This is a genomic window from Kibdelosporangium banguiense (genome assembly GCF_017876405.1).
GTDB classification, from domain to species: domain Bacteria; phylum Actinomycetota; class Actinomycetes; order Mycobacteriales; family Pseudonocardiaceae; genus Kibdelosporangium; species Kibdelosporangium banguiense.
This window is the reverse complement of the sequence record NZ_JAGINW010000001.1, coordinates 4,736,692-4,759,335: the sequence shown is the minus strand read 5'-3', so window position 1 is coordinate 4,759,335 and position 22,644 is coordinate 4,736,692. Positions and strand designations below refer to the sequence as shown.

Genomic DNA, 22,644 nt, shown 5'->3' with positions numbered 1-22,644 from the left:
GGATCTTAGCCCGGCAAGCCGCCGGAACCGCTGTTTCGTTTCTCAGTCGTTGGACACGGTTGACCATGGTCGCCCGGCTTTTCATGCTCGAAGGCATGACGGTCGTGGGTGTACTTGTCGGCAACCCGAAGCCGGCGTCGAGGACGCTGCGGGCAGCGCTCGCGGTCCGGGACGCGCTGGGCGGGGACCAGGGTCCGGTGATCGACCTCGGGGAGTTCGCGAACGAGCTGTTCGACTACCAGAGCGTACGAGTGGAACGCGCGGTTGAGGATGTCAAGAGCGTCGACGTGCTCGTCGTCGCCTCACCGACCTACAAGGCGACCTACACAGGCCTGCTGAAGGCCTTTCTCGACCGGTTCGGAGCCGGCTCGCTGCGCGGGAAGACGGCTGTGCCGTTGCTCGTCGCCGCGAGCGACAGGCACGCCTTGGCGGTCGAGGTGCACCTGAAACCGGTTCTCGTGGAGATCGGGCTTTCGGTACCGGGTCCAGGCCTGTTCCTCAACGAGTCGGTCTTCACCGAGGGTCTGGAGGACGCCGTGGCCACGCTGCTGAAGGACACCCAGTGATCGACGAGCTGCGTAACGCCCTACGGCACCACCCAGCCGCCGTCACCATCGTCACAGCTCCGGGCCCGGTCGGCCTGACGGTCAGTTCGTTCGGCTCGGTCAGCATGCACCCGCCGTTAGTGGGGTTGTGGATCGGTAAGAGCTCTTCGGCGTACCCGGCGCTGTCGGTCACGGACCACTTCGCTGTGCATCTGCTGCATGCCGACCAGACCGATCTGGCCGACCTGTTCGCCCGTACGAATGCCGACCGGTTCGGGTCCGGCACGCTTTGGGAGTCCGATGTGGACGGGCTGCCGCGGCTGCTGGAGGCGCCCGTCCGGCTGCGTTGCCGGACTGCCAGGCGGATCGAGGCCGGCGACCACATCGCCCTGATAGGTGAACCGGAGGATATCGAACACCAGGCGAATACCCAGCCGTTGCTCAGGTTTCAGGGCCGTTACACCTCGGTGGCCCAGTACGGCCGGGGCTGGGGCGCAGCTCGGCCAATCAGACACTGATTTCCTCGGCGGGCAGGGCTGGACCTATGCTGCCCGCTGTGATCGACGCCCTCCCGCAGGCGCCGGAGCGCATCAGAGCGTTCTTGGACGACCGTAGGCCCCCGACCCCGTGCTTGGTGATCGACCTGGACACGGTGCGGGAAAGCCATACGAGGCTGCGGGAAGCCCTACCCGAGGCGCGGATGTACTACGCCGTCAAGGCGAACCCGGCGCCGGAGATCATCAAGCTGCTGGCGCACGCGGGCTGCGGGTTCGACGTGGCCGGCCGCGAAGAGATCGACTTGTGCCTGGGCCAGGGCGCACGGCCTGAGTTGATCTCCTACGGCAACACGGTCAAGAAGGCCAGGGACATCGCGTACGCCTACCGCGCCGGTGTGCGCCGCTTCACTTTCGACAGTGAGGCGGACCTGGAGACCATCGCCAACATGGCGCCCGGTTCGACCGTGTCGTGCCGGATTCTGGTGGATAGCGCAGGTTCGGCGACGCCGTTCGGGCACAAGTTCGGATGCGCGCCCGAGATGGCCGTACGGCTGCTCGTGCGCGCAGCCGAACTCGGCCTGGACGCCGAGGGCGTCGCGTTCCATGTCGGCTCGCAGCACCTCGACCCGGCCGCCTGGGAGCCGTGGATCGCCGCTGCGGGCACAGTGACCCGGGAGGTCGCCGCGCGAGGTATCACGCTGCGCGGGCTGAACATCGGCGGCGGCTTCCCCGGCCGGTACCTGATCGACCCACCGCCGCTGAGCGACTACGCGGACACGATCCGCGCGTCGGTCGCGCGGCACTTCCACCACGAAGTGGACCTTGCGATCGAGCCCGGCCGGGTGCTGGTCGCCGAGGCCGGAATGATCCGCAGCGAGGTCGTGCTGGTCTCGCGCAAGTCCGACACCGACGAGAAACGCTGGGTGTACCTGGACATCGGGCGCTACGGCGGGATGGCCGAGACCGAGAACGAGGCGATCGCGTACCGGCTGCAGACCACGCGGGACGGCTCCGCCGAAGGCCCGGTTGTCATCGCAGGCCCCAGCTGTGACGGTGATGACGTTCTGTACCAACGGACTGCGTACTCGTTGCCGCTGTCGTTGGAGGCGGGCGACTTCGTCGACATCATGACCACCGGCGCCTACACCCAGAGCTACTCTTCGGTGTCGTTCAACGGTTTCCCCCCGCTGCGGACGTACTTCGTCGGCGGCGAGCCGAAGCCTGAGCAGGCGCACGACGAGGACGAGGTCGGCGAGTTCGCCGGGCGGCACGTGCTCGCCGAGTTCGAAGGCGTGGCGGCGGAACTGCTCGACGATCCCGAGTTCCTGGTCGACAGCCTGCAGCGCGCGCTGGAGAAGGCTGGCGCCACGGTCTGCGACATGAGTTTCAAGCAGTTCGAGCCGCAGGGCGTGACCGTGCTCGCGCTGCTGTCGGAGTCGCACGCGTCGATCCACTCCTACCCGGAGCGCGGCGCGGTGTTCATCGACGTGTTCACGTGTGGCAAGCGCGCGGACCCCGAATTGGCAGTGAACCTGTTGCGGGACATGCTCAACGCGGGCGTCTCTCGAATCAGTGTGATCCACAGAGGACAGGAGGGCCGGTCATGAAGATCGAGGAACCCATGGGCGCCGGTCTGACCCGCGTGTGGCAGATCGACGACGTCATCGTCGACACGCAGACGGCGTTTCAGCACCTGGTGATCGGCAAGACGGCGCAGGGTGTTTCGCTGTTCTGCGACAACGAACGGCAGAGCACCGACTTCAGCCAGCTCGTGTACCACGAGGCGCTGATGGTACCCGCGCTGCTGCTGGCCCAGAAGATCGAGCGCGTGCTCGTGGTCGGGTCGAGCGAGGGCGTGGTGTGCCAGATGGCTGTGGCCGCGGGCGCTTCCGTGGTCGACCACGTCGACATCGACACCGAGGCCGTGAAGCTGTGCGCGCAGCATTTGCCTTACGGCTACACGACTTCCGAGCTGGAGCAGGCCGAGCAGGGCAACGGCCCGATCCGGGTACACTACACCGACGGCTGGGAGTTCATCCGGACGTCGGCTGAGCGCTACGACATCGTGCTGGTGGACCTGCCCGACGAGCAGGACGACACCGACGCCCAGCACAACCGGCTCTACGGCGAGGAATTCCTCCAGCTGTGCAAGGGGTTGCTCACCGAGGGCGGCGTCGTGGCCTACCAGGGCGGCTGCCCGACCTTGTGGCGCAACTCGACGCTGGTCAAGTGCTGGCGGCGGTTCGAGCAGGTCTTCTCGTCACCGGTGTACTTCGGGTCCGATGAGCACGAGTGGGCGTTCTACTTCGGGACCACAGTTCAGAACCCGGTCGAGACGATGGTCGCCAGGCTGCAGACGTTGCCGTACCGCCCGGAGACCATCGACGCGTTGACGCTCAAGGGATCGACGGTTCCGCCGATCAGCCTGCGCTGAGCTCCTTGGTAACCTTGCGCTCGGCGATGAAGGACACGAACGGGACCATGCCTGCCAGCAGGATCAGTCCTGTCTTGACGATCGGCCATCGGGCCTTGAGCCCGAGGTCGACCGCCAGGACCAGGTAGACCACGTACAGGAAGCCGTGCACCGGCCCGACGATCGCGCTGTACTGCGGCTGGTCGAACACGTAACGCATGATCATGGCGCCGACCAGGGCGAGCAGGCCGACACCGACGATGTATGCAAGGACCCGGTAGCGGGCCAGTGCGCCCTTCAGGCCGGGGGCCGCGGCGTCACGGGCCGGGGCCTCTTCGTCGGTCACGGTCTTGGGTTCGGGGGCGGTCATCCGCTTTGTTCCTTCGTGTTCAGCTCGGCCAGGTATCGGTTGTACGCGGTCAGCTCGTCGTCCGGTTCGTCGTCGGCCGGCACCACCGGCTTCGGCCGTGCCATGACGGGTTTCGGCGGCGTGGCAGGCGCAGCGGGTCCCGCCCCGGCCCGCTCCCTCGCCTTCAAGCGCCGAATCCGCCAGAACATGAACGCCGGGAACAACCCGAACAGCGGCCATTGCAGCACGTAACCGAGGTTCTGCCAGCTGCCGCTGGACGACTCGTACCGGTTCCACTGCCACCACGCCAGCAGGCAGGCGCCGAGCAGACTGACCACGCAGACGGCGACAATGGCCAGCCTGCGCGCAATCACCCGGTCACCGCGCACGGTTTGACGCTAACACCTGCGGGTGACGTGACACCGATCACCTACCGGTAGCAGCCTTCGCGTAACTGTCCGCGAGACCGAAGACCTTCTGCCCGTATGGCACGGAGTTGTTGTACGAGAGCACGCCTGCCCACCAGCCGGATGGCGACCCCATGTCACGGCCGCCTACGCAGAGATACCGCGCCGCGGCGAGGGCCGCATCGTCGATCTGCTGCGGGTCGCCGCGGCCGTCGCCGTTGGCGTCGGACGCCCATTTGTTCCAGGTGGATGGGATGAACTGCATCGGCCCGACGGCCCGGTCGAGTGTCGGGTCGCCGTCGTAGCGGCCGCCGTCTGTGTCGGAGATCCGTTGCACGCCAACCGAACCGTCCAGCGGTACGCCGATGATCGGCTTCGAGGGGCGGCCATCGGGCCCCAGCACCGCACCGCCGTACTGGCCGTGGTTGGACTCGATCCGGCCGATCCCGGCCAGCGTGGCCCACGACAGGCGGCATCCGGGCGTGGTCTGCCTGAGAACCAGCTCCGCGTTGCCGTACGCCTGCAACGCGCGTGCCGGTATCCCGGTCGGGCTGGACATCTTGTTCGCCCACGTCAGCAACGGGTCCGCGCCGGCCGTCGCTTGCGGGACGCTCTGCTCCGCGGCCGGCACGACCGCGCCGGGCTCGACTGGAGCGGGCTGTACCTGCAGAGCCGGGATCTCGGTGGTGACCGGGCCCGCTTCAGGCGCGGACGTGGCGCTCAACGCCCAGACGCCACCGCCTGCGAGCAGCAGGACAAGCGTGACCAGCGCCAACCGCTTGATCAGCCCTCGGGATCGATCGACCACCACGTTCGGCTCAACGACTTGGACCGAACAGGCGTTACGTTCACTTTTGGGTGCAACGGGAATGCAAAGGTCGCGGGTACCTTGCCGCGGTGTCGCTCAAGGACGTCTCACGGATAGATATGACCTACACCACACCGGACGGGACCATGGGCCTGATGGCGGCCGTCTGGGACTGGACGCCCGAATCGCTGCGGCTGACCCAGTTCGCCATGAAGCTGCGGACGATGTGGGAACACGGCCAGGACAACCAGCCGTGCCGGATCGAGGTCACGTGCCGCAAGGACGAGCCACCTGTGTCCGCGGTCGGTCTCGCCCGCGGGGTCGGCGGCGTCCTGTTCTGGGGGCCGGGCCGAGTGCCCGTCGCAGGCAGACCGGGTGACTACCCGGCCGAAAACCTGGACTGGCAGGCCATCCACACAGCGAACTCGACGATGTTCGCCCAGGAGCACAGCCTGGACGGCAGCCTCGACTCACTGCGCAGGGTCGACGAGCTGCTGGAAGCAGCGCACCTGGCCGCGCGGGAGCAACCCGCCAAGGTGGACGGCGACATGCTGGTCCTGGCCGGGACGTATACGAGCGAGGTCATGCGCGCAGCCGTCGGCGGGACCTGGGACCCGCCCAAGCCCGAAACCGGACTGCCCTCGTTGCGGATGAACCTCGGACGAAACGGCGCCAGCAGCGTCAGCATGATCGCCAAAGTCCGGCAGTTCCTGCAGAACGGACCAGGCGACGCCGTGCATCCCGCAGCGACGTTCCTGGCCGATCGCGTCATCCCGGTATAGCGAAGCGGGTGGCCTGCCCGGGCCACCCACTGCCACACACGTTCTTATGCGACGCCGTTGCGCTGCTGCCGCTGCAGCCGCGCGACGCACCATGCGGGGGCGCTGCCCCGGCGCAGGTGCTCGAGCACCGTGAGCGGACCGAGCCTGCGGCTCAGGTCGGACGGCACCAGGCCGGCCGCACGGTAGTCCAGAGCGCGCTGGTCAAGCGGGCTGATCCCGGCGTCCCACCACTGCTCGGCCTCGGCGAGCCCACCGACCATCTGCCAGTAGCCCGCGGCCGCGGAGATCAGTTCCTGCGGCACACCTGGCAGGCGCCTGCTCATCGCGTCCAGGTAGCGCGGGTCGGCCGACTGCACGGCCGTGAACGACTTGGCCCCACCCTTGGAGCGCTGACCTGGGATCCCCGGCTGGGAAACGGTTACCGGTCCCTCGGCCAGCCAAGTCGAGGCAATCCGATTGATCTCCTCCGCTTCCGCGTCCTGCGACCGCTCCTGCGTCCACTGGCGAACCAGTGCGTCGACCCCGTGGTCGTCGACCATGCGTGCCTCCTGTGGGGGCGATGATCACTCGTTGCGGAAGACCGTAGGGTGACGTGCCCTCCAGCCGCTAGAGGGGAACCTTCATCAATCTCGCCACCTGGACTTTTCGGCGACAATCCACCCGGACGGTCCAATATGGATGCCCCTTTGGCAGGCAACGTCACCCAGCGTCATTAAGCGAACAGGCTCTTGACAAACGTGATGATCGCTTCCGCGCCGTCACGCAGGGCTCCCAGCAGGCCCTGAACCGCGTTCGCCGACTGCTGCGGCTGCGTGATCAGGTAAAACAGCAGCAGCGCGACCACTGCCAAGAGAACTATCTTCTTCACGTTCACCGGCTCGACTCCGTCCGCTCACACCCCCGCCGGGCGAGGGTGCTCAGCCCTTCCCGGGCACAGAACTGACCGTCATCACTCTACGGGGGCAACCCACTCCGGCACAGTCGGACACACCCCGTAATCACCCATTAGGGGACATCCCTGAACGGGCTATCAAGGCCACTCTACGAATACGCACGACTACGCATAGTCTGGTCAAGAGTGACAATCACGGCGTGTCGCCAAAGACGCGCCGATCACCCGTCCGGAGTGACGACCCCCGGACGGCGCAGCGGCCCGGATTATGCGCTGAAAGCTTCATCCTGCTGGAGCAATCCGCTGTTCACGGCCCGTCGCCGCACGCCCCACCCGAACGAACGCACACCCCATTGCATGAGGAATTCCCGAAGGGAACCCTTGATTCCACGATAGCAGCGGGGTCCGACAGTTTTGCTGTTTACGCAGGTCAGAAGGGGGTTGACGGGGCCAGGCCAGGCCCCGGCCAGGCTTGGAACCGGCCGGGGCCAAGAGCGGCGGCCGCTACAGGGTGCGCGCGATGATCTCCTTCATGATCTCTGTCGTGCCGCCGAAGATGCGCTGGACACGGGCGGCGGTCCAGGCCTTCGCGATCGGGTACTCGTTCATGAAGCCGTAGCCGCCGAACAGCTGAAGGCAGTTGTCGACGACCTTGTTCAGGCGTTCGGTGGTCCACATCTTGGCCATGGCGGCGCCGGTGACGTCCAGCTCGCCCTCGAGGTGCCGGTCGATGCACTGGTCCAGGAAGGCCTTGCTGACCGCCACCTCGGTCGCCGCGTCGGCCAGGGTGAACTTGGTGTTCTGGAAGCCGAAGATCGGCCTGCCGAAGGCCGAGCGCTCCTTGGTGTACTGCAGGGTCTGCTGGACGGCGAGGTCCATGGCCGCGACCGCGGTCACCGCGATGAGCAGGCGTTCCTGCGGCAGCTGCTGCATCAGCTGGATGAAGCCCTGCCCTTCCTGGGTGCCGAGCAGGTTCTCCGCCGGGATGGTCACGTTGTCGAAGAAGAGCTCGGCCGTGTCCTGGCCCTTCATCCCGATCTTGTCGAGCACCCGCCCGCGCCGGAACCCCTGCGTGCCTTCGGTCTCCACGACCACCAGGGAGATGCCGGCGGCCTTCTCCTCGGGGTTGGTCTTGGCGGCCACGATGACCAGGTCGGCCTGGGCGCCGTTGGTGATGAACGTCTTCGAGCCGTTGACCACGTAGCTGTCACCGGTCCGGATCGCCTTCGTCTTGATGCTCTGCAGGTCCGACCCGGTGCCGGGCTCGGTCATGGCGATCGCGCCGACCAGTTCGCCGGACGCCATCCCGGGCAGCCAGCGCTGTTTCTGCTCCTGCGTGCCGTACGCCCTCAGGTAGTGCGCGACGATTCCATTGTGGACGGCGACGCCCCAGGCGTCGTCCATCGCGCGGGCCTGTTCCTGCAGCAGAACGGTTTCATGGGCGAACGTGCCGCCACCGCCGCCGTACTCCTCGGGGATGCTCAGGCACAGCAGGCCCACCGAGCCCGCCTTGTTCCACAGCTCGCGGTCCACCTGCTTGGCCTCGGCCCAGCGTTCGGCGTTCGGCGTGAGCTCCTTCTCGCAGAACGAGCGCGCCAGCTCGCGAAAGGCGGTCAGGTCCTCATCCAGCCAACTCATGCCGAGCCTCCCAGGACAGACAGAAAACAATCCGCTCGGAAGGTACATGCGTGCAGGACTGCATGTAAAGTTCTCGGCGTGAGCGAGGCACGGGTGCATCGAACTCAGCAGGAGCGCCGGGAGCGCACCCGCGAGGCGCTGCTTGACGCCACTATCGACTGCCTGGTGGACCTCGGCTACGCCGGAACGACCGTGCAGGAGATCTGCCGTCGGGCGGGGCTGTCGCGGGGCGCGCAGCAGCACCACTTCACGACCAAGGCCGAACTGCTGGTCGCGGCCGTGGAACACCTCGTCGAGCGGTTGCGCGAAGAGATCACCAGCACCCTTGTCCTGCCCACCGGGCCCGAGCGCGTCGGCGAGGCCATCGACCTGCTCTGGCGCGGGTTCTCCGGAAAACTCTCCACCGCCGCGCTGGAGCTCTGGATCGCGGCGCGTACCGACGACGAACTGCGCCGCTCGATGCTCCCGGTCGACCGCGCGCTGGGACGGGCCACGCTCGACATCTACCGGGAGGCGGCCGGGACGGACTTCCCGGCCGACCGCCTGGAGACCCTGTTCTGGCTGACCGTGAACGTCACCCGGGGCCTGGCGCTCGACGCGATGATCGGCGGCGAGCAGACCCGGCGGGCCCGGTTGCTGGAGGAATGGAAGTCGATCGCGACCTCGGTGTATCTGAGTTGGTCGGCCCGGCCCTCGCTCGGGCCGACCAACACCATGAAAGACATCCCGGTACGCCGGTTATGACGCTCAGGCCGAAAAAACCCGCGCGAAGTGCCGCCGGTGGCAGGATCGACGCCATGACCCAGCACTACTTGACGCCGCATCGGCCCAAGCGACCGGCGTCGCGGCTGGTAGCGGGGTTGCTCTGGCTCGCGGCAGCCGGACTGGCCGTCGGCGCGACCTTCACCAACATCGTGATCTACGAGTTCGGTGGCGGCACGTCCCTGTTCGTCGTCGGCTTCTGGCGGCAGTACGGGCTCGACAGCGCGGGCCAGGTGAGCACACCGGGCACCATCTATTACGGCGCCTCCGAGGTCGCCGGTGCCGCCTTCCTGCTGCTGGCGACGCTGCTCGTGTTCCTGTCCGCGCGCCGTTGGGCCGCGGTGGTCGGGGGCGCCCTCGGCACAGGCATGCTCGTGACGGCGACGCTCACGTGGTTCCTGACCGCGTTGAGCGAACAAGTGAACACGAAGACGTCCATCGAGCCCGGCCTGTGGTACCTGGCCGGCGCCACTGGCGTCGCATTGCTCGCGTTCCTTGTCTCGCTGCTTGAACGCGAGAGGCCCGGAGCACAGCCGTCCCCGGTCGTCGCGACGCAAGCCCCGTCAACACCGCAATCCCTACCGCTGCCGACGCCACCTGCCCCGTCATCACCGGCACCGCCTCCGACGTGGGAACCCGAGACGCCGAAATTCGGTGTCGCCGTACCGGAGCCGCCGACCAAGCCCAAGACCAAGCCGAAGGCCGAATCCAGGACCAAGCCGAAATTCGAACCGAAGACCGAGCCCCAGTTCGAGCCCAAGACCAAACCCAAGGCCAAGCCCAGCATCGAACCCAGCACAGAGCCCGACTCCAAACCGGTGGCGGTCGCCGCCGAGGAGGACGTCTTCTTCGACGCGTTCGACTCGCCGGAGTTCACCGCCACACTCAGCCCGCCCAGGCCGTCCCAGACGCCGGAGACCCGTGCGATCTCCCGCAAGCTGGACGGCGGTGAGCCGTGACGCAATCCGCGGTGTGGCCGGTCGCCCGGCTTCGGCAGATCGGCAGTGGCGCCTGGATCGGCGCTGCCGCACTCGCGGTGATCGGCACGTTTCTGCCACTTCTGGAACGGCACTTCGGCCCCACCAACTCGTACTTGATCACGGTGTGGGGCTACGTGAGCGCCAACGAACTGGACCTGCAGGAGGCTGAGCGGTTCGTGCCGATGGGCGTGCCGCTGCTCATCGGCGTGGTCCTGCTGGTCGCTGCGGGGCTGCTCGGCCTGGCGTCGACCCGGTTGCATCCGGCCAGCGGCGCGGTGCTCGCCTCCCGGCTGCTCGGGACCGGCGCGGCCGGGCTGGTGGCCGGCTCGAGCACGATCATCTTCATCGTCGTGGGAGTGTTCGACGGCACCCCGTCCGATGCGCCGCCGGGGTACGCCAATGCCACCGGCTTCGGATCATGGCTGCTCACCGGGTCGATGGCGATCTCGTTCGCCGCGATCGCGTTGATGCTCGTGCCGAAACTCAGCCCGCGCGGCGAGGAGCCGGAGACCCCGGCGATGGGCATACCCGTGGTGCGTGTCCTCGATCCTGAATACGAGGAGACTGACCCAAAGGGGTAGACATTCGGGCGACGCGGCAGGCATACGGAATGATCTGCGTATGTCCGACTTGGCGGGCGCGTGGCGCGTGCCCGCCGCGTGCCTGGTGCTGGCGTTCACGCTGCTGGCCGCCTCCGGCTGGTGTGTCCTGAGCAGGGCCACCAGCCCGTCCGACGGCACCGTCGTGAACATCGGCGACCAGGCCGTCTCGGCCAGCGCCGTGGTGATCCAGCAGGACACCGACGACGGTCTGTTCCGTGCGGGCGACGAAGTGGTGGCCATCAACGGGGTGCCCGTACGCGACGCGGTGGCGAAGGGTGTTGGCGGGCCTGCGATCAAAGTAGGCGACGCCGTGCACTACGTGCTGCGCCGCGACGGCCAGACGGTGTCGGTGGACAAGACGCTTCAGCTGTTCCGGGTCGGTGACGCGGTCAGCCGCAACTGGCCGACGCTGCTGGTGCTGGCGTTGATCCTGATCGTCGCGGCCGGCATCTTCACCGCCCGTCCCACCGACCCGGCCGCGCAGGCCGCCCTGCTGGCCGCCGCGCTGAGTTTCATCACCACCAGCGGCTCGACGCACTTCCAGCTCGAGGCGATAGACCTGGTCGCGGGCGGGCAGTTCTGGCGCTGGTACACCGGTGAGTTCGGTTTCCTGTTGCTGTGGGCGGCGACATTGCACATGGCGATCGCGTTCCCCGCCGTCTACAACACCAAGTCGTTCCGCCGCAACGTCATTCTGGGTTACGTCGGCGCTTTGGCGCTCTACGGGCTGATGGCGCTCTACGTGGTGGCCTTCGTGAGCGACCCGCTCAGCCGCCTGAGCCTGCTCGGCTCCCCTGTCCTGCCGGTGCTTTTCACGTTCCCGCTGGTGATCCTCGCGGTGTCGGTCTACCGGTATCGGACAGTCCGCGACGAACTGGACCGCAACCGGATGCGGTGGGTCGTGTGGTCGCTCGGCGGCGGCGCGCTGATCTACGCGCTCGTGTTCGCGTTGCCGCAGGCGATATTCGGCGAAACGCTGCTGCCCAGCGAACTGCACACACTGGCTTTCCTGCCGGTCCCGATCGGGGTGGCCGCGGCGATCCTGCGTTACCGGGCGTTGAACATCGAGGTCGTCGTCAGCCGTTCGCTGGTCTACGGCGCGCTGTCGGCCGGCACGATCGGGCTGTACATCGGCTTGGTGAGCCTGCTGTCCTTGCTGTTCCCGCCGTTGGACGAACTGTGGCAGCAGGCGGCGGCCGCGGCGTTCGTCGCGGTGGCGGTCCAGCCGTTCCGGTCCCGGCTGCAGATACTGATCAACAAGCGGCTGTTCGGCGACCGCAACGACCCGTACCGGGTGGTGTCCACACTCGCCGCGCGGCTTGAGCAAACCCGTGCGCCCAGCGAGATGCTGCCCGCACTCGTGGAGACGATCGGGACGGCTCTGCGGCTGCCCTACGCGGCCATCGAGATCCAGGGATCCGGCGGCGGGCAGAACGAACAGGCGGCGACGTACGGCGAACCGACCGGCGAGCTGTACCGGCTACCGCTGTCCTACCAGGGCGAGCAGGTCGGCCAGCTGGCCGTCGCGGCCCGCACACCCCGGGAAATCCTGGGCCGCCGGGACCGGCTCGTGCTGGCCGAGGTCGCCCGGCACGCGGGCGCGGCCGTGTACACCGCCAGGTTGACCCGGGATCTGCGGCGCAGCCGGGACAACGTGGTCCAGGCCCGGGAAGAGGAACGCCGCCGGTTGCTGCACGACCTGCACGACGGCGTCGGCCCGACACTGGCCGCGATCTCGCTGGGACTGCACGCGTGCCGCAAGGCCATCGGGCCGGGTTCACAGGGCGAACTGCTTGGCACACTGCAGGAAGAGCTGGAAGGCGCGATCAACGAGATCCGCCGGCTGGCGCACGGCCTGCGCCCGCCCGAGCTGGACCGCATCGGCCTGGTCGGTGCGATCCGGGCCTATGCCAAGGCAATCTCTACCAGGGCAGATGACAAAGGCGTCACGATTGCACTCGATGTGCCGATAAGCATGCCGAGGCTGCCGGCGACCGTGGACGTCGCCGCGTACCGGATTGTGTCCGAGGCACTGACGAACGTCACCCGTCACGCGTCGGCGCGGTCCTGCGCGGTCCGCCTGTGGGTGGACGACGACTTGCACATCGAAGTCGTCGACGACGGAATCGGGTTGCCCGAGCAGCACGCCAATGGCGTCGGGCTATGGTCAATGCGCGAAAGGGCAACCGAGCTCGGCGGCGATTGTGTCGTGTCGGCGGGCAGCGGTGGCGGCACGAAGGTCCGTGCCACGTTGCCGCTGCCGAAGGAAGGCGGGTAAGGGCGATGGATCCGCTCCGGGTCATGGTCGTTGATGATCACCCGTTGTTCCGCTTCGGCCTGTGCACGGTGCTGGCCGACGTCCCGGAGACCGAGGTCGTCGGCGAGGCCGCGACCGGCCTGGACTCCATCGACGCGGCCAAGGCGCTGCGGCCGGACGTGGTGGTGATGGACCTGCACCTGCCCGACATCAGCGGGATCGAGGCGACCCGCCAGATCGTCACCGAACTGCCCGAAATCGGCGTGCTCGTGCTGACCATGTTCGACGACAGCGAATCCGTGTTCGCCGCGATGCGCGCGGGCGCCCGGGGATATCTGCTCAAAGGCGCCGGACAGGACCAGATCGTCCGGGCGGTGCACGGAGTCGGGCGGGGCGAGGCGATTTTCGGGCCGGACATCGCGACCCGGGTTCTCGGGTACTTCAACACACCGCCGCCCACGACCGACCCGGTCTTCCCGGAACTGACCAGCCGGGAGCGGGAAGTGCTCGCGCTGATCGCCGAGGGGCAGAGCAATTCGGTGATCGCCCGGGACCTGTCGCTGAGCCCGAAGACCGTGCGCAACCACGTGTCCAGCATCTTCACCAAGCTGCACGTCGCCGACCGGGCGCAGGCCATCGTGCGGGCCCGCAACGCCGGCCTCGGCTGAAACATCCGCTCATTCCCCCATTTCGGCCAATGGCGGATATTTAATACGACCGTCCACAATGGGCGGCGTTACGGACGCTTCCATAACGAGACCGTCTCAATTCAAAATCCCAGGGCAACCCGGGCGGGAATGGCCCGCCAATCCGACGTCCAGTCGGGCAACAACGGGACATCAGTCCCATGTGCCCGGGACGCCCCTTGGGGCAATCTGATGAGGCACCTAGTCAGGCACATGGTGATAGCTGCCGGACGAATTGGGGACGTCCGGTCTTGAGTGGGGAGAGAGAAAAAATGCACGAGCAGCGTCGTACACCAGTCGTCGTCCGCGCGACCGATCCGATTCTGCAGAACGGAGTGCACATGGCACTCCGTACCCGGCCGGAAGTCTGGCTGGTCGACGAGGACGCTGCGACCCCCGAGGCCGTCGCCCTTGTGGTCACCGACCGCTTCGACGAGCGTGGCAACCAGCTGCTGCGCACGCTGCAGGTCCGTGGCTTCACCCGGATCGTGCTGATCGCGGGTGAGCTCGAGGACACCGAGATCCTGACCGCCGTCGAGGGCGGCGTCTGCGCCGTGGCCCGGCGCTCGGAGACCACCCCGGATGTGCTGGTACGACTGGTGAAGGCCGCCGCGGCCGGCGAGGGCGCACTGCCGCCGGACCTGCTCGGCCGGCTGCTCAACCGGGTCTCCCGGCTGCAGCGCCACGTCCTGGAGCCGCGTGGGCTGCACCTGGCCGGGATCACCAACCGGGAGACCGAGGTGCTCAAACTGGTGGCATCCGGTCTGTCCACAAAGGAAATCGCGGACCAGCTGTGCTACTCGCAGCGGACCGTGAAGAGCATCCTGCACGACGTGACCAATCGCTTCCAGCTTCGTAACCGTTCGCACGCGGTTGCCTACGCACTGCGCGAAGGCCTTATCTGACAATTGATCACGAGTGGAAGGGCCCCGCTCCGGCGGGGCCTTTTTCATGTGTATACCGATCGCCTCTTCGGGCAGGCCGGAGCACCCTTTCAGGCGGGCGCTAACCCCTTGGGCACACCTGCGTGAGGCTGCACACTCGAAGTGTGATCACCGAGGTGGACGACGCTTTGTGCAAGTTGCTCGGCCGGCAGATGCCGGAGGGTACCGTTGTGCGTCTCGATCCGCCGAAGCCCACCTGGCAGACCGAACGGCCGTCGAACACCATCGACCTGTTCCTCTTCGGCCTGCAGGATGACACCGGCGCACCGCCCCAGGGCGAGCCGATCCGCCGCTGTGAGCTCTCCTACCTGGTCACCGCCCGTGCCGAGAAGGTCCATGAGGAACACCGTCTGCTCGACCGTGCGCTGCGGATCGCGATGTTCTCCGGGACGCTGCCTGCGGACTGCATGTCCAAGTCCCTCGCGGTGACCAAGCAGCCCGTGTACCTCAAGATCGCCAACACCGGGCCGGGCGCGCTGTGGACGAGTCTGGGCATGCCCGCGCGGGCGGCCTTTGTGATGAACGTGAGTGTCCCGATGATTCCCGAGCCGGCCCCGCGAACGTCGCCGCGCCGCTCCTGGGAGACCCCTTAGTCCCTGAGCTGGACCAGTGCTCCGAGGCTGCGGCCGATCAGCACGATCGCCCCGATCGACGCCAGCGTCCCGCCGTTGCGGGAGAACCACTGCGCGGCGTCCGCCTGCGGCTCCGCCTCACGGTTGTGCGGCGCGACGGTCACTGCCAGGCGGTATTCGACGTCGCCGGTCACAGCCACGCCGTCCTCCCCGAAGTCGATCAGGCTCGCACCGCTGAACACCATCGTCGACGGGCCGACAAAAGTGGTCCCGGCCTGCGTGAAGCGGTGTTTGGCCGGACAGGTCACGCTGGGTGCCTCAGTGCCCAGCCCACTGATGAACATGCCCTCGCTGATCCGGTCGAGCACCGGGCGCGCCTCTGCCTGCGACGCGGAGGTGACCTGGACGTGCCCACTCAGCGTCAGCGCGAGATCCACCGCCACGTGCCCGATGTCGGCCGTCGCCGCCGCGATCGGTGAATCGGGCAGCGTGTACCGGAAGGACATGACCACCCCTAGCAGGCGAAAAAGACAAAAGACGAGGCATGATCACGTTATTGGGTCGGGAGTACTCGGCGGGCGGCCAAAAGGGCAGAACATCGGGCGATGCCGGTGCCGTTTCGGCGTACGAGAGGCAACGCACACGTTTGCGGGCGTAGGTCTCACCTGGGCGAAACACTTCCGCAACAACTGGGGGCAAGCCTGGGCGCATGACCGAATCCCACACGTGGCGGCTGCGCGTCGAGATCGACGACCACCCGGGCGTGCTCGCTCGGGTCACGACACGCCTGGCAGCGCGTGACTGCAACGTCCTCGCGCTGTCCATCCTGCCGGTGCCGTCCGGCGTGGTCGACGAGCTGGTCATCAAGGCCGCACCAGGCGTGTCACCCGCAGACCTGATCCGGGAGATCCGGGCCGAGGGCGGCCGGTGCCTGGGCATTACGCACGCCGACGTCCGTGACCTCGTGGACCCGCAGACCGCCGCCCTGCGGGCAACCGCGATGGCACTCGACGACGCGTACGCCGCGCCCGAGGCAATACGCGTGCTGCTCGCAGCCGACTCGGTCAGCCTCGAATCCGGCACGCCGGGTGAGGTCCTGGACGCCGGGCACCGGGCCGTCCTGGGTCTCGGCGACGGCACGACGGTTGTCGCGCGGCGTGGCTGGGCACCGTTCACCGACGTCGAACTGGCTCGTGCGGCCGTGTTCACCGAGATGCTGGCCGACAACTCGGTCGAGGCGGACCCGCCCTCGGCCGTGATCACCGACGACGGCGCGGGCATCGTGCTGCGGCGTGGCGACATCGACGACCTGGACGCGGTCGCCGGACTGCACTCCCGGTGCTCGGCGCGGACATTGTTCGCGCGTTACCACTCGGGTGTCCGGACGCTCCCCCGCCGGCTGTTGCACCGTCTGCTGACACCACCGCGTGGCCGGACGCTGCTTGCTGTGTGCGGGCGGGACGTGATCGGGATCGGGCAGCTGATCCGCACGGCCCGGCCGGAAGAGGCCGAGGTGTCCCTGTTGATCGAGGATTCGTGGCAGCGGAAGGGAATCGGCACGGCGTTACTGCGCAGGCTGGCCGGTACCGCGCGGGCCCAGGGCCATCGGGAACTGGTCGCCTGGTGCCTGCCCGGCGAGTCGGGTTTCGAACGGGCGGTGGTGCGGGCCGGCATACCGTTGTCCGTCCGTCAGGAGGAAGGCATGGTCCGGTTCGGCCTGCAGGTGCATGAGAGCGCTTCCGCGGAGCTGAGGACGCGCTGACCGCCTCCACGACGTCCACCTCGCGCCAGGCTAGTCTGGCCTGAGGTGAGGACATTGGGAGGAACGCAGGTGGCCGGTCGACCGCTCTCCGGAGCACGCCCGACGCTCGAGGACGTCGCCGCCGTCGCGGGAGTCTCCCGGGCAACCGCATCGCGCGTGCTCAACTCGTCGCCACGAGTGAGCCCCGAGGCGCACGAGGCCGTCACAGCCGCCGCACTCCAACTCGGCTACGAGCCCAACCAAGCGGCGCGCACCCTCGTCACCCGCCGTACCGGCGCGATCGCAATGCTGATGTCGGAACCCCAGGCCAAAGTCTTCGACGACCCCCACTTCGGCGCGCTCGTACGTGCCGCGGCCAGCGAACTCGCCCGCATCGACATGCAAGTGGTGTTGATGCTTGTGCACGGCGAAGGCGCGCACAGCCGTGCCGAACGCTTCCTACGCGGCGGCCACGTCGACGGAGCCCTGCTCTTCACACCGCACCAGGACGACCCTTTGCCGTCCACAGTCCGGAAACTCCACCTCCCAGTGATCTTCGGCGGCCGCCCCTGGGGCTCATTGCGCGGTCTCTACACAGTGGACAACGACAACGAAGGCGGCGGCGTCCTCGCCACAGAGCATTTGCTGAGCCTCGGCCGGAAAACAATCGTGACAGTGACCGGCCCCGAGGACGAGCTCTCCTCCCGTGACCGAATCGCCGGCTGGGCCCGCGCGACAGGTGCGGGCCCAGCCGAGATCACCCAGCTCACCGAATGCGGCGACTACACCCGCGAAGGCGGCTACCGGGCGATGAACCTGCTATTGCACCGAGTCCCCAAAGTGGACGGAGTCTTCGCCGCCAACGACCTGATGGCCGTCGGCTGCCTGCAGGCACTCCGCGAACACGGCCGCACCGTCCCCGAAGACGTAGCCGTCGTCGGCTTCGACGACAACCAGATGATCGCCCCCCACACCGACCCCCCACTGACCACAGTCCGCCAAGACCTCGCCGACCAGGTCAGAAAAATGATCTCCAACCTGATGACCCTGGTAGACGGCGGCTCAGTCCGCCGGCGCGAGGTCCTCCCCGTGCAACTGGTCCGCCGCGAATCAGCCTAGAACCCGGTGCCGCTGGATTCCGGGGCCGGAGGCTGCCTTAGGCGGGGAGGCGGTTGGTTCGGGCGAGGGTTGCCAGGGTTTGGGCGCTTTGTTTGATTGTGCGTTTCTGGGTTTCGAAGTCTACGTGGATTATGCCGAAGCGTTGGCTGTAGCCGACTGCCCATTCGAAATTGTCCAAAAGGGACCAGGCTAGGTAGCCGCGGACGTCTGCGCCGTTCGTTATCGCTGTGTGGACTGCGCGGACGTGATTCAGCAGGTACTGGGTTCGCTCGGTGTCCATGATGGCTCCCCCGACGATTCTGTCCGGGAATGAGGAGCCGTTTTCGGTTACCACTATGGGGGTCTTTGGCGCTTGGTTGTGCAGCCAGAGGAGTAGTTCGGTCAGGGCGTCGGCCTGCTGGCCCCAGCCGAAGCCGGTGAGGGGGCCGCGTGGCGGGAGCATTTCGACGCCTTTGAGGCCTGGCATGTTTCCTGGCGTCACGAAGGCCGGGTCGGCTGGGGCGACCCAGGTCGGCTGGTAGAAGTTGACGCCGAGCCAGTCGATCGGGGTGGCGATCGCGTCCATGTCGCCGTCGCGGATGACCATCTCCCAGTCGCCGAGCCAGTCCACGTCGGCGAGCACATCCGCCGGGTATCCCCGCCCCAGCAAAGGGTCGAGCAGCAATCGGTTCTGCAGGCCGTCGACCTTGCGGACGGCTTCACGGTGTTCGTGATCCACCCCATCTGTCCAGACAGGACTCAAGTTCAGCACGATGGACAACGTGTGATCGGGCTGGGACTGCGCGCGAAGCGCCTGCATCGCAAGACCGTGCCCCAGCAGCAAGTGGTGCGCGGCTTTCAGGGACGCGGCCGGATCGGTGATACCTGGCGCATGGATTCCACCGCAATAGCCAAGAAACGCGGAGCACCAAGGCTCGTTCAAAGTCGACCACGTGCGCACCCGATCGCTCAGTGCGGAGAAAACAATCGACGAATACTCCGCGAATCGCTGCGCGGTGTCCCGGTTCACCCAGCCGCCTTTGTCCTCCAGCGCTTGCGGCAGGTCCCAGTGGTACAGCGTGGCCATCGGCCGGATTCCCTGGGCGAGCAGTTCGTCGACCAGACGGTCATAGAAATCCAGCCCGCGTGACTCCACCCGGCCCGATCCTGTCGGCTGGATCCGGGGCCACGACACCGAGAACCGGTAGACTTCCAGGCCGAGCTCGGCCATCAGGGCGACGTCCTCGCGATACCGGTGGTAGTGGTCGCAGGCCGGATCGCCGGTGTCGCCGTTGAGGACCTTGCCGGGAGTCGCGGAAAATGTGTCCCAAATAGACTGTCCGCGACCGTCGGCTGTCACCGCGCCCTCGATCTGGAAGGCCGCGGTGGCCGCGCCCCAGAAGAACCCGGGCGGGAAGACCAGGTCGGAGTCGACGAGACCGGCGGGGTCGGTAGCCGTCATGTGTGCGGTCATCCTTTCACGGCGCCTTGCATGATCCCGCCGACGATCTGGCGGGCCAGCAACAGGAAGAGCAGCAGGACGGGCAGCACGGCGAGCGTGGTGCCGGCGAGCATCATCGAATAGTCCGTGTAGTAGCCGCTGGCCAGAGTGGACAATGCGACCTGGACTGTCGGGCTGTCGTTGGGGTCCAGCACGATCAACGGCCAGAAGAAGTCGTTCCACGAGGTCAGGAATGTGAACATGCCGAGAACCGCCGCCTGGGCACGGACCGCGGGCAGGCCGACGTGCCAGAACGTACGCAGAATCGAGCAGCCGTCCACCCGGGCGGCCTCGATCAGCTCGTACGGCACGGTCTCCTCACATGCCTGACGCATCCAGAAGACCGCGAATGCACCGATCAGCGCCGGGAAGATGACCGCTTTCAGCGTGCCGACCCAGTCCAAATCGGACATCAGCATATGCAGCGGGATCACGCCGAGCTGGGTCGGCACCATCGAGGTTCCGACCACGATCAGGAACAGGGAGTTACGGCCACGGAAACGCAACCGGGCGAATGCGAATCCCGCGATCGAGCCGAGCAGAACATTGGCGATGGCCACCGTTCCGGCGACCAGGATCGAATTCTGCATGGCCAGCCAGAAATCGACGCTGTCGAATACGCGGCTGATGTTCTCGGCCAGGTTCCCGCCCGGGATCAGCGGCGGAACCTTGTCCCCCATCGCCGAGTTGTCCTTTGTGGCCACCACAAACGACCAGTACAGCGGGAAGATCGAGGCCAGCAGAACCGCGGTGAGAATCCCGTAGGCGACCGGGCCCGCACCTTTGAGTCCCCTGGCCATCACGACCCCTTGGCGATTCGCCGGGTGAGCACGAAGTTCACGATCGCGACCATCAGCACGACCAGGAACAGCACCCACGCGATGGCCGCGGCGTAACCGGCGTCGAACAACCGGAAACCCTTCTCGTACATGTACATCGTGAGCGTCTGGAATTGCCGGTCCGAGCCACCGGTACCCGTTCCGGTACCGCCCGGGTCGAACAGCTGCGGCTCGGTGAACAACTGCAGGCCGCCGATGGTCGACGTGATCACGGTGAAGATGATCGTCGGCCGGATGCTCGGCACGGTGATCGACCAGAACATCCGCCAGCGCCCGGCACCGTCCAGCATGGCCGATTCGTAGCGGTCCTTCGGCACGGCCTGCATCGCTGCCAGGTAAAGCAAAGCGTTGTAACCGGTCCACCGCCAGATCACCATCACGCTGACCGCGATGTGCGACGACCACGTATTGGCACGCCAGTCCACCGGGTCGATTCCGACCAGGCCCAGCAGGTAGTTCACAACGCCGAAATCGCGGCCGAACAGTTGCGCGAAAACCAGGGCCACCGCGGCCACCGAGATCACGTTCGGCAGCAGCACTCCCGCACGCCAGAACATCCGGCCGCGCAGCCCTCGGTCCAACAATGCCGCCAACCCCAAGGCCAGCAACAACTGCGGGATCGTGGACATCAGGAACAGACTGAACGTGTTGAGCAACGCGTTGTAGAAGTTGGGATCCGACAGCAGAACCGAGAAATTGTCCAAGCCGACGAACCGGGTCGCACCGTCGATCAGATGCCAGTCGTTGAGCGACACCCAGCCGGTGAACAGCAACGGGTACAACCCGAAGATTCCGAAGATCACGAAGAACGGCGCGATGATCAGATACGGGGTGTACTTCGTGTCCCAGCGCAACAGCCGGAGGCGCCAGCGGCGACGCTCCTCCCGGGCGCCGCCGCCGCGCCCGACATCCCCCGGTGACTGCACCCGCAGCGTCACTTCAGTGCGCCCCGGGCGTCGCCGATCGCCTGGGTGAACGCGTCACCTGGCGACTGCTTTCCTTGTTCCACACGGGTTATCGCGTTGTTGAAGGCCAGGGTGACCGGCTGGTCCTGCGTTCCGCGATAGGTCGGCCGCAGCTTCTCAGCGCCCTCGGCGAAGATCTTGCCGGTCGGCGCGTTCGAGAAGTACGCGTTGGTGGTGGCCAGGACCTCGGGGTCCTTGAACACCGCAGGCTGGCTGGAGAGGTTGCCGGTCTGTTTGAAGATCCGCTTCTGCTGCTCGGGCGCAGTCAGCCACTTCGCCAGCTCGTAGGCCTCTTTGGGGTGCTTGCCCTGCTTGGGCACGGCCAGGAACGACCCGCCCCAGTTGCCACCGTTCCCAGGCGGGGCAGCGACATCCCATTTGCCGGACGCCGCCTCACCTGCACCCTCCTTGATCAGCGCCAGACCCCAGGCCGGGCACGTTGTCGTGGCGAACGAACCCTGCTTGAGCGCGACGTTCCAGTCCTGGCTGAACGGCTCGAGCGCCGCGGTCAGCTTCTTGGTTCCCAGTGAGGAAGCCAAATCGAACGCGGCACGGACATCACTGTTGGTGTCCGCGATGAACTTGTCGTCCTTCTTGGCGAAGAAGCCTTCCTCGTCCTGGTCCATGATCGCCTTGAAGGCGTTGCGCGCGGTGTCGGTGAACTTCACGTCCGGCGTCTTGGCCGCGAACTGCTCGGCAGTCTTGGCGTAGTCCGCCCATGTCGGCCAGAGTTTCGCGACCTCGTCACGTTCGGTGGGCAGACCGGCAGCCTGGAACAAGTCCTTGCGGTAACACAGGCCCAGGCCACCGACGTCGGTTCCCAGGCCCAGCACGAAGTTGCCGCCGTCAGTGGTGCCCTGCTGCCACTTCCAGCCGACCCATTGGGATTTCAGGTCTTTCGCGCCGTAGTCCGCGAGGTTGGCGAACTTGTCCTTGGAGCCACGGAACTGGCTGATGAAGCCTTCCTCGATGGCCACGATGTCGGCCGCGCCGCGGCCGGATCCCAGCTGGCTGGCCAGTTGCGTGTGATGCTGTTCGAGCTTGACCTTGCGCTGCTCGATCTTGGTCGCCGGGTGGGCCGTCTCGTACTCCTTGATCAGGGCGTCGTAGCCGAAGTCGGAGAAGACTCCGATCGAAAGCTCGACCGCACCGGAACCCGGAGCCGAACCACCACTGTCGCCGCCACAAGCTGCCAGTCCGGTCGCCAGCGCGAACGCGGTCGCCACCAGGCCGATCCTGCGCGCCATGCCCGTCCTCCTTGACGTCGTGTTGCCACCGACCCCGCTCGGTGATTCGTGAGAGCGCTCTCACCGTCGTCAAAATCGAACCTTGTGTCAAGCGTGCGAACTTCGGTCTACACCTTTCC

The 22,644-nt window shown here is 66.9% G+C and carries 25 protein-coding genes and 1 pseudogene; 15 read left to right on the top strand and 11 right to left on the bottom strand.

The genetic code is table 11. The annotated features are described in order from the left end of the window. Positions 1 to 95: 95 nt before the first annotated feature. From JOF56_RS22565 to JOF56_RS22550, 5 genes and pseudogenes are all read left to right on the top strand, one after another. Positions 96 to 566 (top strand): NADPH-dependent FMN reductase, encoded by a 471-nt coding sequence (locus JOF56_RS22565; RefSeq protein WP_209641310.1) that lies wholly within the window; start codon positions 96 to 98, stop codon positions 564 to 566. Next, positions 563 to 1,063: a flavin reductase family protein gene (locus tag JOF56_RS22560; RefSeq protein ID WP_209641307.1), complete on the top strand. Its 501-nt coding sequence runs from the start codon at positions 563 to 565 to the stop codon at positions 1,061 to 1,063. Before JOF56_RS22565 ends, JOF56_RS22560 begins: the two co-directional genes overlap by 4 nt. 26 nt (positions 1,064 to 1,089) lie before the next feature. Further along, positions 1,090 to 2,169, top strand: a pseudogene (locus tag JOF56_RS22555) (type III PLP-dependent enzyme); the annotation flags it as partial. A 60-nt stretch (positions 2,170 to 2,229) separates the two neighbouring features. After that, positions 2,230 to 2,649, top strand: coding sequence for an adenosylmethionine decarboxylase (speD, locus tag JOF56_RS58130; RefSeq protein ID WP_245379914.1), 420 nt, complete (start codon positions 2,230 to 2,232; stop codon positions 2,647 to 2,649). Next, positions 2,646 to 3,476 (top strand): spermidine synthase, encoded by an 831-nt coding sequence (locus JOF56_RS22550; RefSeq protein ID WP_209641303.1) that lies wholly within the window; start codon positions 2,646 to 2,648, stop codon positions 3,474 to 3,476. The genes speD and JOF56_RS22550 overlap by 4 nt, the downstream gene beginning before the upstream one ends. Here the strand turns inward: JOF56_RS22550 and JOF56_RS22545 are convergent. From JOF56_RS22545 to JOF56_RS22535, 3 genes are read right to left on the bottom strand one after another with little or no spacing between them, the layout of a single operon-like run. After that, positions 3,463 to 3,825 (bottom strand): DUF3817 domain-containing protein, encoded by a 363-nt coding sequence (locus JOF56_RS22545; protein WP_209641301.1) that lies wholly within the window; start codon positions 3,823 to 3,825, stop codon positions 3,463 to 3,465. The genes JOF56_RS22550 and JOF56_RS22545 overlap by 14 nt on opposite strands. Next, positions 3,822 to 4,193: a hypothetical protein gene (locus JOF56_RS22540; RefSeq protein ID WP_209641299.1), complete on the bottom strand. Its 372-nt coding sequence runs from the start codon at positions 4,191 to 4,193 to the stop codon at positions 3,822 to 3,824. Before JOF56_RS22540 ends, JOF56_RS22545 begins: the two co-directional genes overlap by 4 nt. A 37-nt stretch (positions 4,194 to 4,230) precedes the next feature. Next, positions 4,231 to 5,022 (bottom strand): lytic transglycosylase domain-containing protein, encoded by a 792-nt coding sequence (locus JOF56_RS22535; protein ID WP_307855212.1) that lies wholly within the window; start codon positions 5,020 to 5,022, stop codon positions 4,231 to 4,233. An 86-nt stretch (positions 5,023 to 5,108) separates the two neighbouring features. On the opposite strand from JOF56_RS22535, the gene JOF56_RS22530 reads away from it, so the two are divergent. Continuing rightward, the gene (locus JOF56_RS22530) at positions 5,109 to 5,801 is read left to right on the top strand and encodes a hypothetical protein (protein WP_209641298.1); all 693 of its coding nucleotides are present in this window, start codon (positions 5,109 to 5,111) and stop codon (positions 5,799 to 5,801) included. A 44-nt stretch (positions 5,802 to 5,845) separates the two neighbouring features. On the opposite strand, the gene JOF56_RS22525 is transcribed toward JOF56_RS22530, so the two are convergent. From JOF56_RS22525 to JOF56_RS22515, 3 genes are all read right to left on the bottom strand, one after another. Then, complete coding sequence (locus JOF56_RS22525; RefSeq protein WP_209641296.1) at positions 5,846 to 6,340, bottom strand: helix-turn-helix transcriptional regulator; 495 nt, start codon at positions 6,338 to 6,340, stop codon at positions 5,846 to 5,848. A 173-nt stretch (positions 6,341 to 6,513) separates the two neighbouring features. Continuing rightward, positions 6,514 to 6,675: a hypothetical protein gene (locus JOF56_RS22520; protein ID WP_209641294.1), complete on the bottom strand. Its 162-nt coding sequence runs from the start codon at positions 6,673 to 6,675 to the stop codon at positions 6,514 to 6,516. A gap of 522 nt (positions 6,676 to 7,197) precedes the next feature. After that, positions 7,198 to 8,331 carry an acyl-CoA dehydrogenase family protein gene (locus tag JOF56_RS22515; RefSeq protein WP_209641292.1) on the bottom strand — a complete coding sequence of 378 codons (1,134 nt, stop codon included), beginning with the start codon at positions 8,329 to 8,331 and terminating at the stop codon, positions 7,198 to 7,200. A 78-nt stretch (positions 8,332 to 8,409) separates the two neighbouring features. Between JOF56_RS22515 and JOF56_RS22510 the strand changes: the two genes are divergently transcribed. The 7 genes from JOF56_RS22510 to JOF56_RS22480 all read left to right on the top strand — a co-directional run bounded on the left by JOF56_RS22510 (position 8,410) and on the right by JOF56_RS22480 (position 15,155). Then, on the top strand, positions 8,410 to 9,075 hold the full coding sequence (locus tag JOF56_RS22510) for a TetR/AcrR family transcriptional regulator (RefSeq protein ID WP_209641290.1): 666 nt from the start codon (positions 8,410 to 8,412) through the stop codon (positions 9,073 to 9,075). A 53-nt stretch (positions 9,076 to 9,128) separates the two neighbouring features. Further along, positions 9,129 to 10,052 carry a hypothetical protein gene (locus JOF56_RS22505; protein WP_209641288.1) on the top strand — a complete coding sequence of 308 codons (924 nt, stop codon included), beginning with the start codon at positions 9,129 to 9,131 and terminating at the stop codon, positions 10,050 to 10,052. Continuing rightward, positions 10,049 to 10,654: a hypothetical protein gene (locus JOF56_RS22500; RefSeq protein ID WP_209641285.1), complete on the top strand. Its 606-nt coding sequence runs from the start codon at positions 10,049 to 10,051 to the stop codon at positions 10,652 to 10,654. The genes JOF56_RS22505 and JOF56_RS22500 overlap by 4 nt, the downstream gene beginning before the upstream one ends. A gap of 40 nt (positions 10,655 to 10,694) precedes the next feature. Then, positions 10,695 to 12,953: a sensor histidine kinase gene (locus JOF56_RS58125; RefSeq protein WP_245378352.1), complete on the top strand. Its 2,259-nt coding sequence runs from the start codon at positions 10,695 to 10,697 to the stop codon at positions 12,951 to 12,953. 5 nt (positions 12,954 to 12,958) lie between these two features. Continuing rightward, positions 12,959 to 13,600 carry a response regulator gene (locus JOF56_RS22490; protein ID WP_209641283.1) on the top strand — a complete coding sequence of 214 codons (642 nt, stop codon included), beginning with the start codon at positions 12,959 to 12,961 and terminating at the stop codon, positions 13,598 to 13,600. 290 nt (positions 13,601 to 13,890) lie between these two features. Continuing rightward, positions 13,891 to 14,523, top strand: a complete 633-nt coding sequence (locus tag JOF56_RS22485; RefSeq protein WP_209641281.1) for a response regulator transcription factor — start codon at positions 13,891 to 13,893, stop codon at positions 14,521 to 14,523. Positions 14,524 to 14,666: 143 nt separating this feature from the next. Beyond that, on the top strand, positions 14,667 to 15,155 hold the full coding sequence (locus JOF56_RS22480; RefSeq protein WP_209641279.1) for a Pvc16 family protein: 489 nt from the start codon (positions 14,667 to 14,669) through the stop codon (positions 15,153 to 15,155). Here JOF56_RS22480 and JOF56_RS22475 read toward each other — a convergent pair. After that, positions 15,152 to 15,640, bottom strand: a complete 489-nt coding sequence (locus JOF56_RS22475) for a hypothetical protein (RefSeq protein WP_209641277.1) — start codon at positions 15,638 to 15,640, stop codon at positions 15,152 to 15,154. The two genes, JOF56_RS22480 and JOF56_RS22475, sit on opposite strands and share 4 nt — an antisense overlap. A 203-nt stretch (positions 15,641 to 15,843) precedes the next feature. Here JOF56_RS22475 and JOF56_RS22470 point away from each other — a divergent pair, with 203 nt between their 5' ends. Together JOF56_RS22470 and JOF56_RS22465 are read left to right on the top strand one after the other, a co-directional pair. Beyond that, entirely contained in the window at positions 15,844 to 16,896 is a 1,053-nt protein-coding gene (locus JOF56_RS22470; protein WP_209641275.1) for a GNAT family N-acetyltransferase, read from the top strand. A 69-nt stretch (positions 16,897 to 16,965) separates the two neighbouring features. After that, complete coding sequence (locus JOF56_RS22465; protein ID WP_209641274.1) at positions 16,966 to 17,994, top strand: LacI family DNA-binding transcriptional regulator; 1,029 nt, start codon at positions 16,966 to 16,968, stop codon at positions 17,992 to 17,994. A 37-nt stretch (positions 17,995 to 18,031) separates the two neighbouring features. Here JOF56_RS22465 and JOF56_RS22460 read toward each other — a convergent pair whose 3' ends face one another. The 4 genes from JOF56_RS22460 to JOF56_RS22445 form a co-directional block, all read right to left on the bottom strand. Beyond that, positions 18,032 to 19,435: a GH1 family beta-glucosidase gene (locus JOF56_RS22460; protein WP_209641272.1), complete on the bottom strand. Its 1,404-nt coding sequence runs from the start codon at positions 19,433 to 19,435 to the stop codon at positions 18,032 to 18,034. 8 nt (positions 19,436 to 19,443) lie between these two features. Continuing rightward, on the bottom strand, positions 19,444 to 20,274 hold the full coding sequence (locus tag JOF56_RS22455; RefSeq protein ID WP_209641269.1) for a carbohydrate ABC transporter permease: 831 nt from the start codon (positions 20,272 to 20,274) through the stop codon (positions 19,444 to 19,446). After that, entirely contained in the window at positions 20,274 to 21,170 is an 897-nt protein-coding gene (locus JOF56_RS22450; protein ID WP_245379909.1) for a carbohydrate ABC transporter permease, read from the bottom strand. The genes JOF56_RS22455 and JOF56_RS22450 overlap by 1 nt, the downstream gene beginning before the upstream one ends. A gap of 77 nt (positions 21,171 to 21,247) precedes the next feature. Beyond that, positions 21,248 to 22,525: an ABC transporter substrate-binding protein gene (locus tag JOF56_RS22445; RefSeq protein ID WP_209641268.1), complete on the bottom strand. Its 1,278-nt coding sequence runs from the start codon at positions 22,523 to 22,525 to the stop codon at positions 21,248 to 21,250. Positions 22,526 to 22,644: the final 119 nt, after the last annotated feature.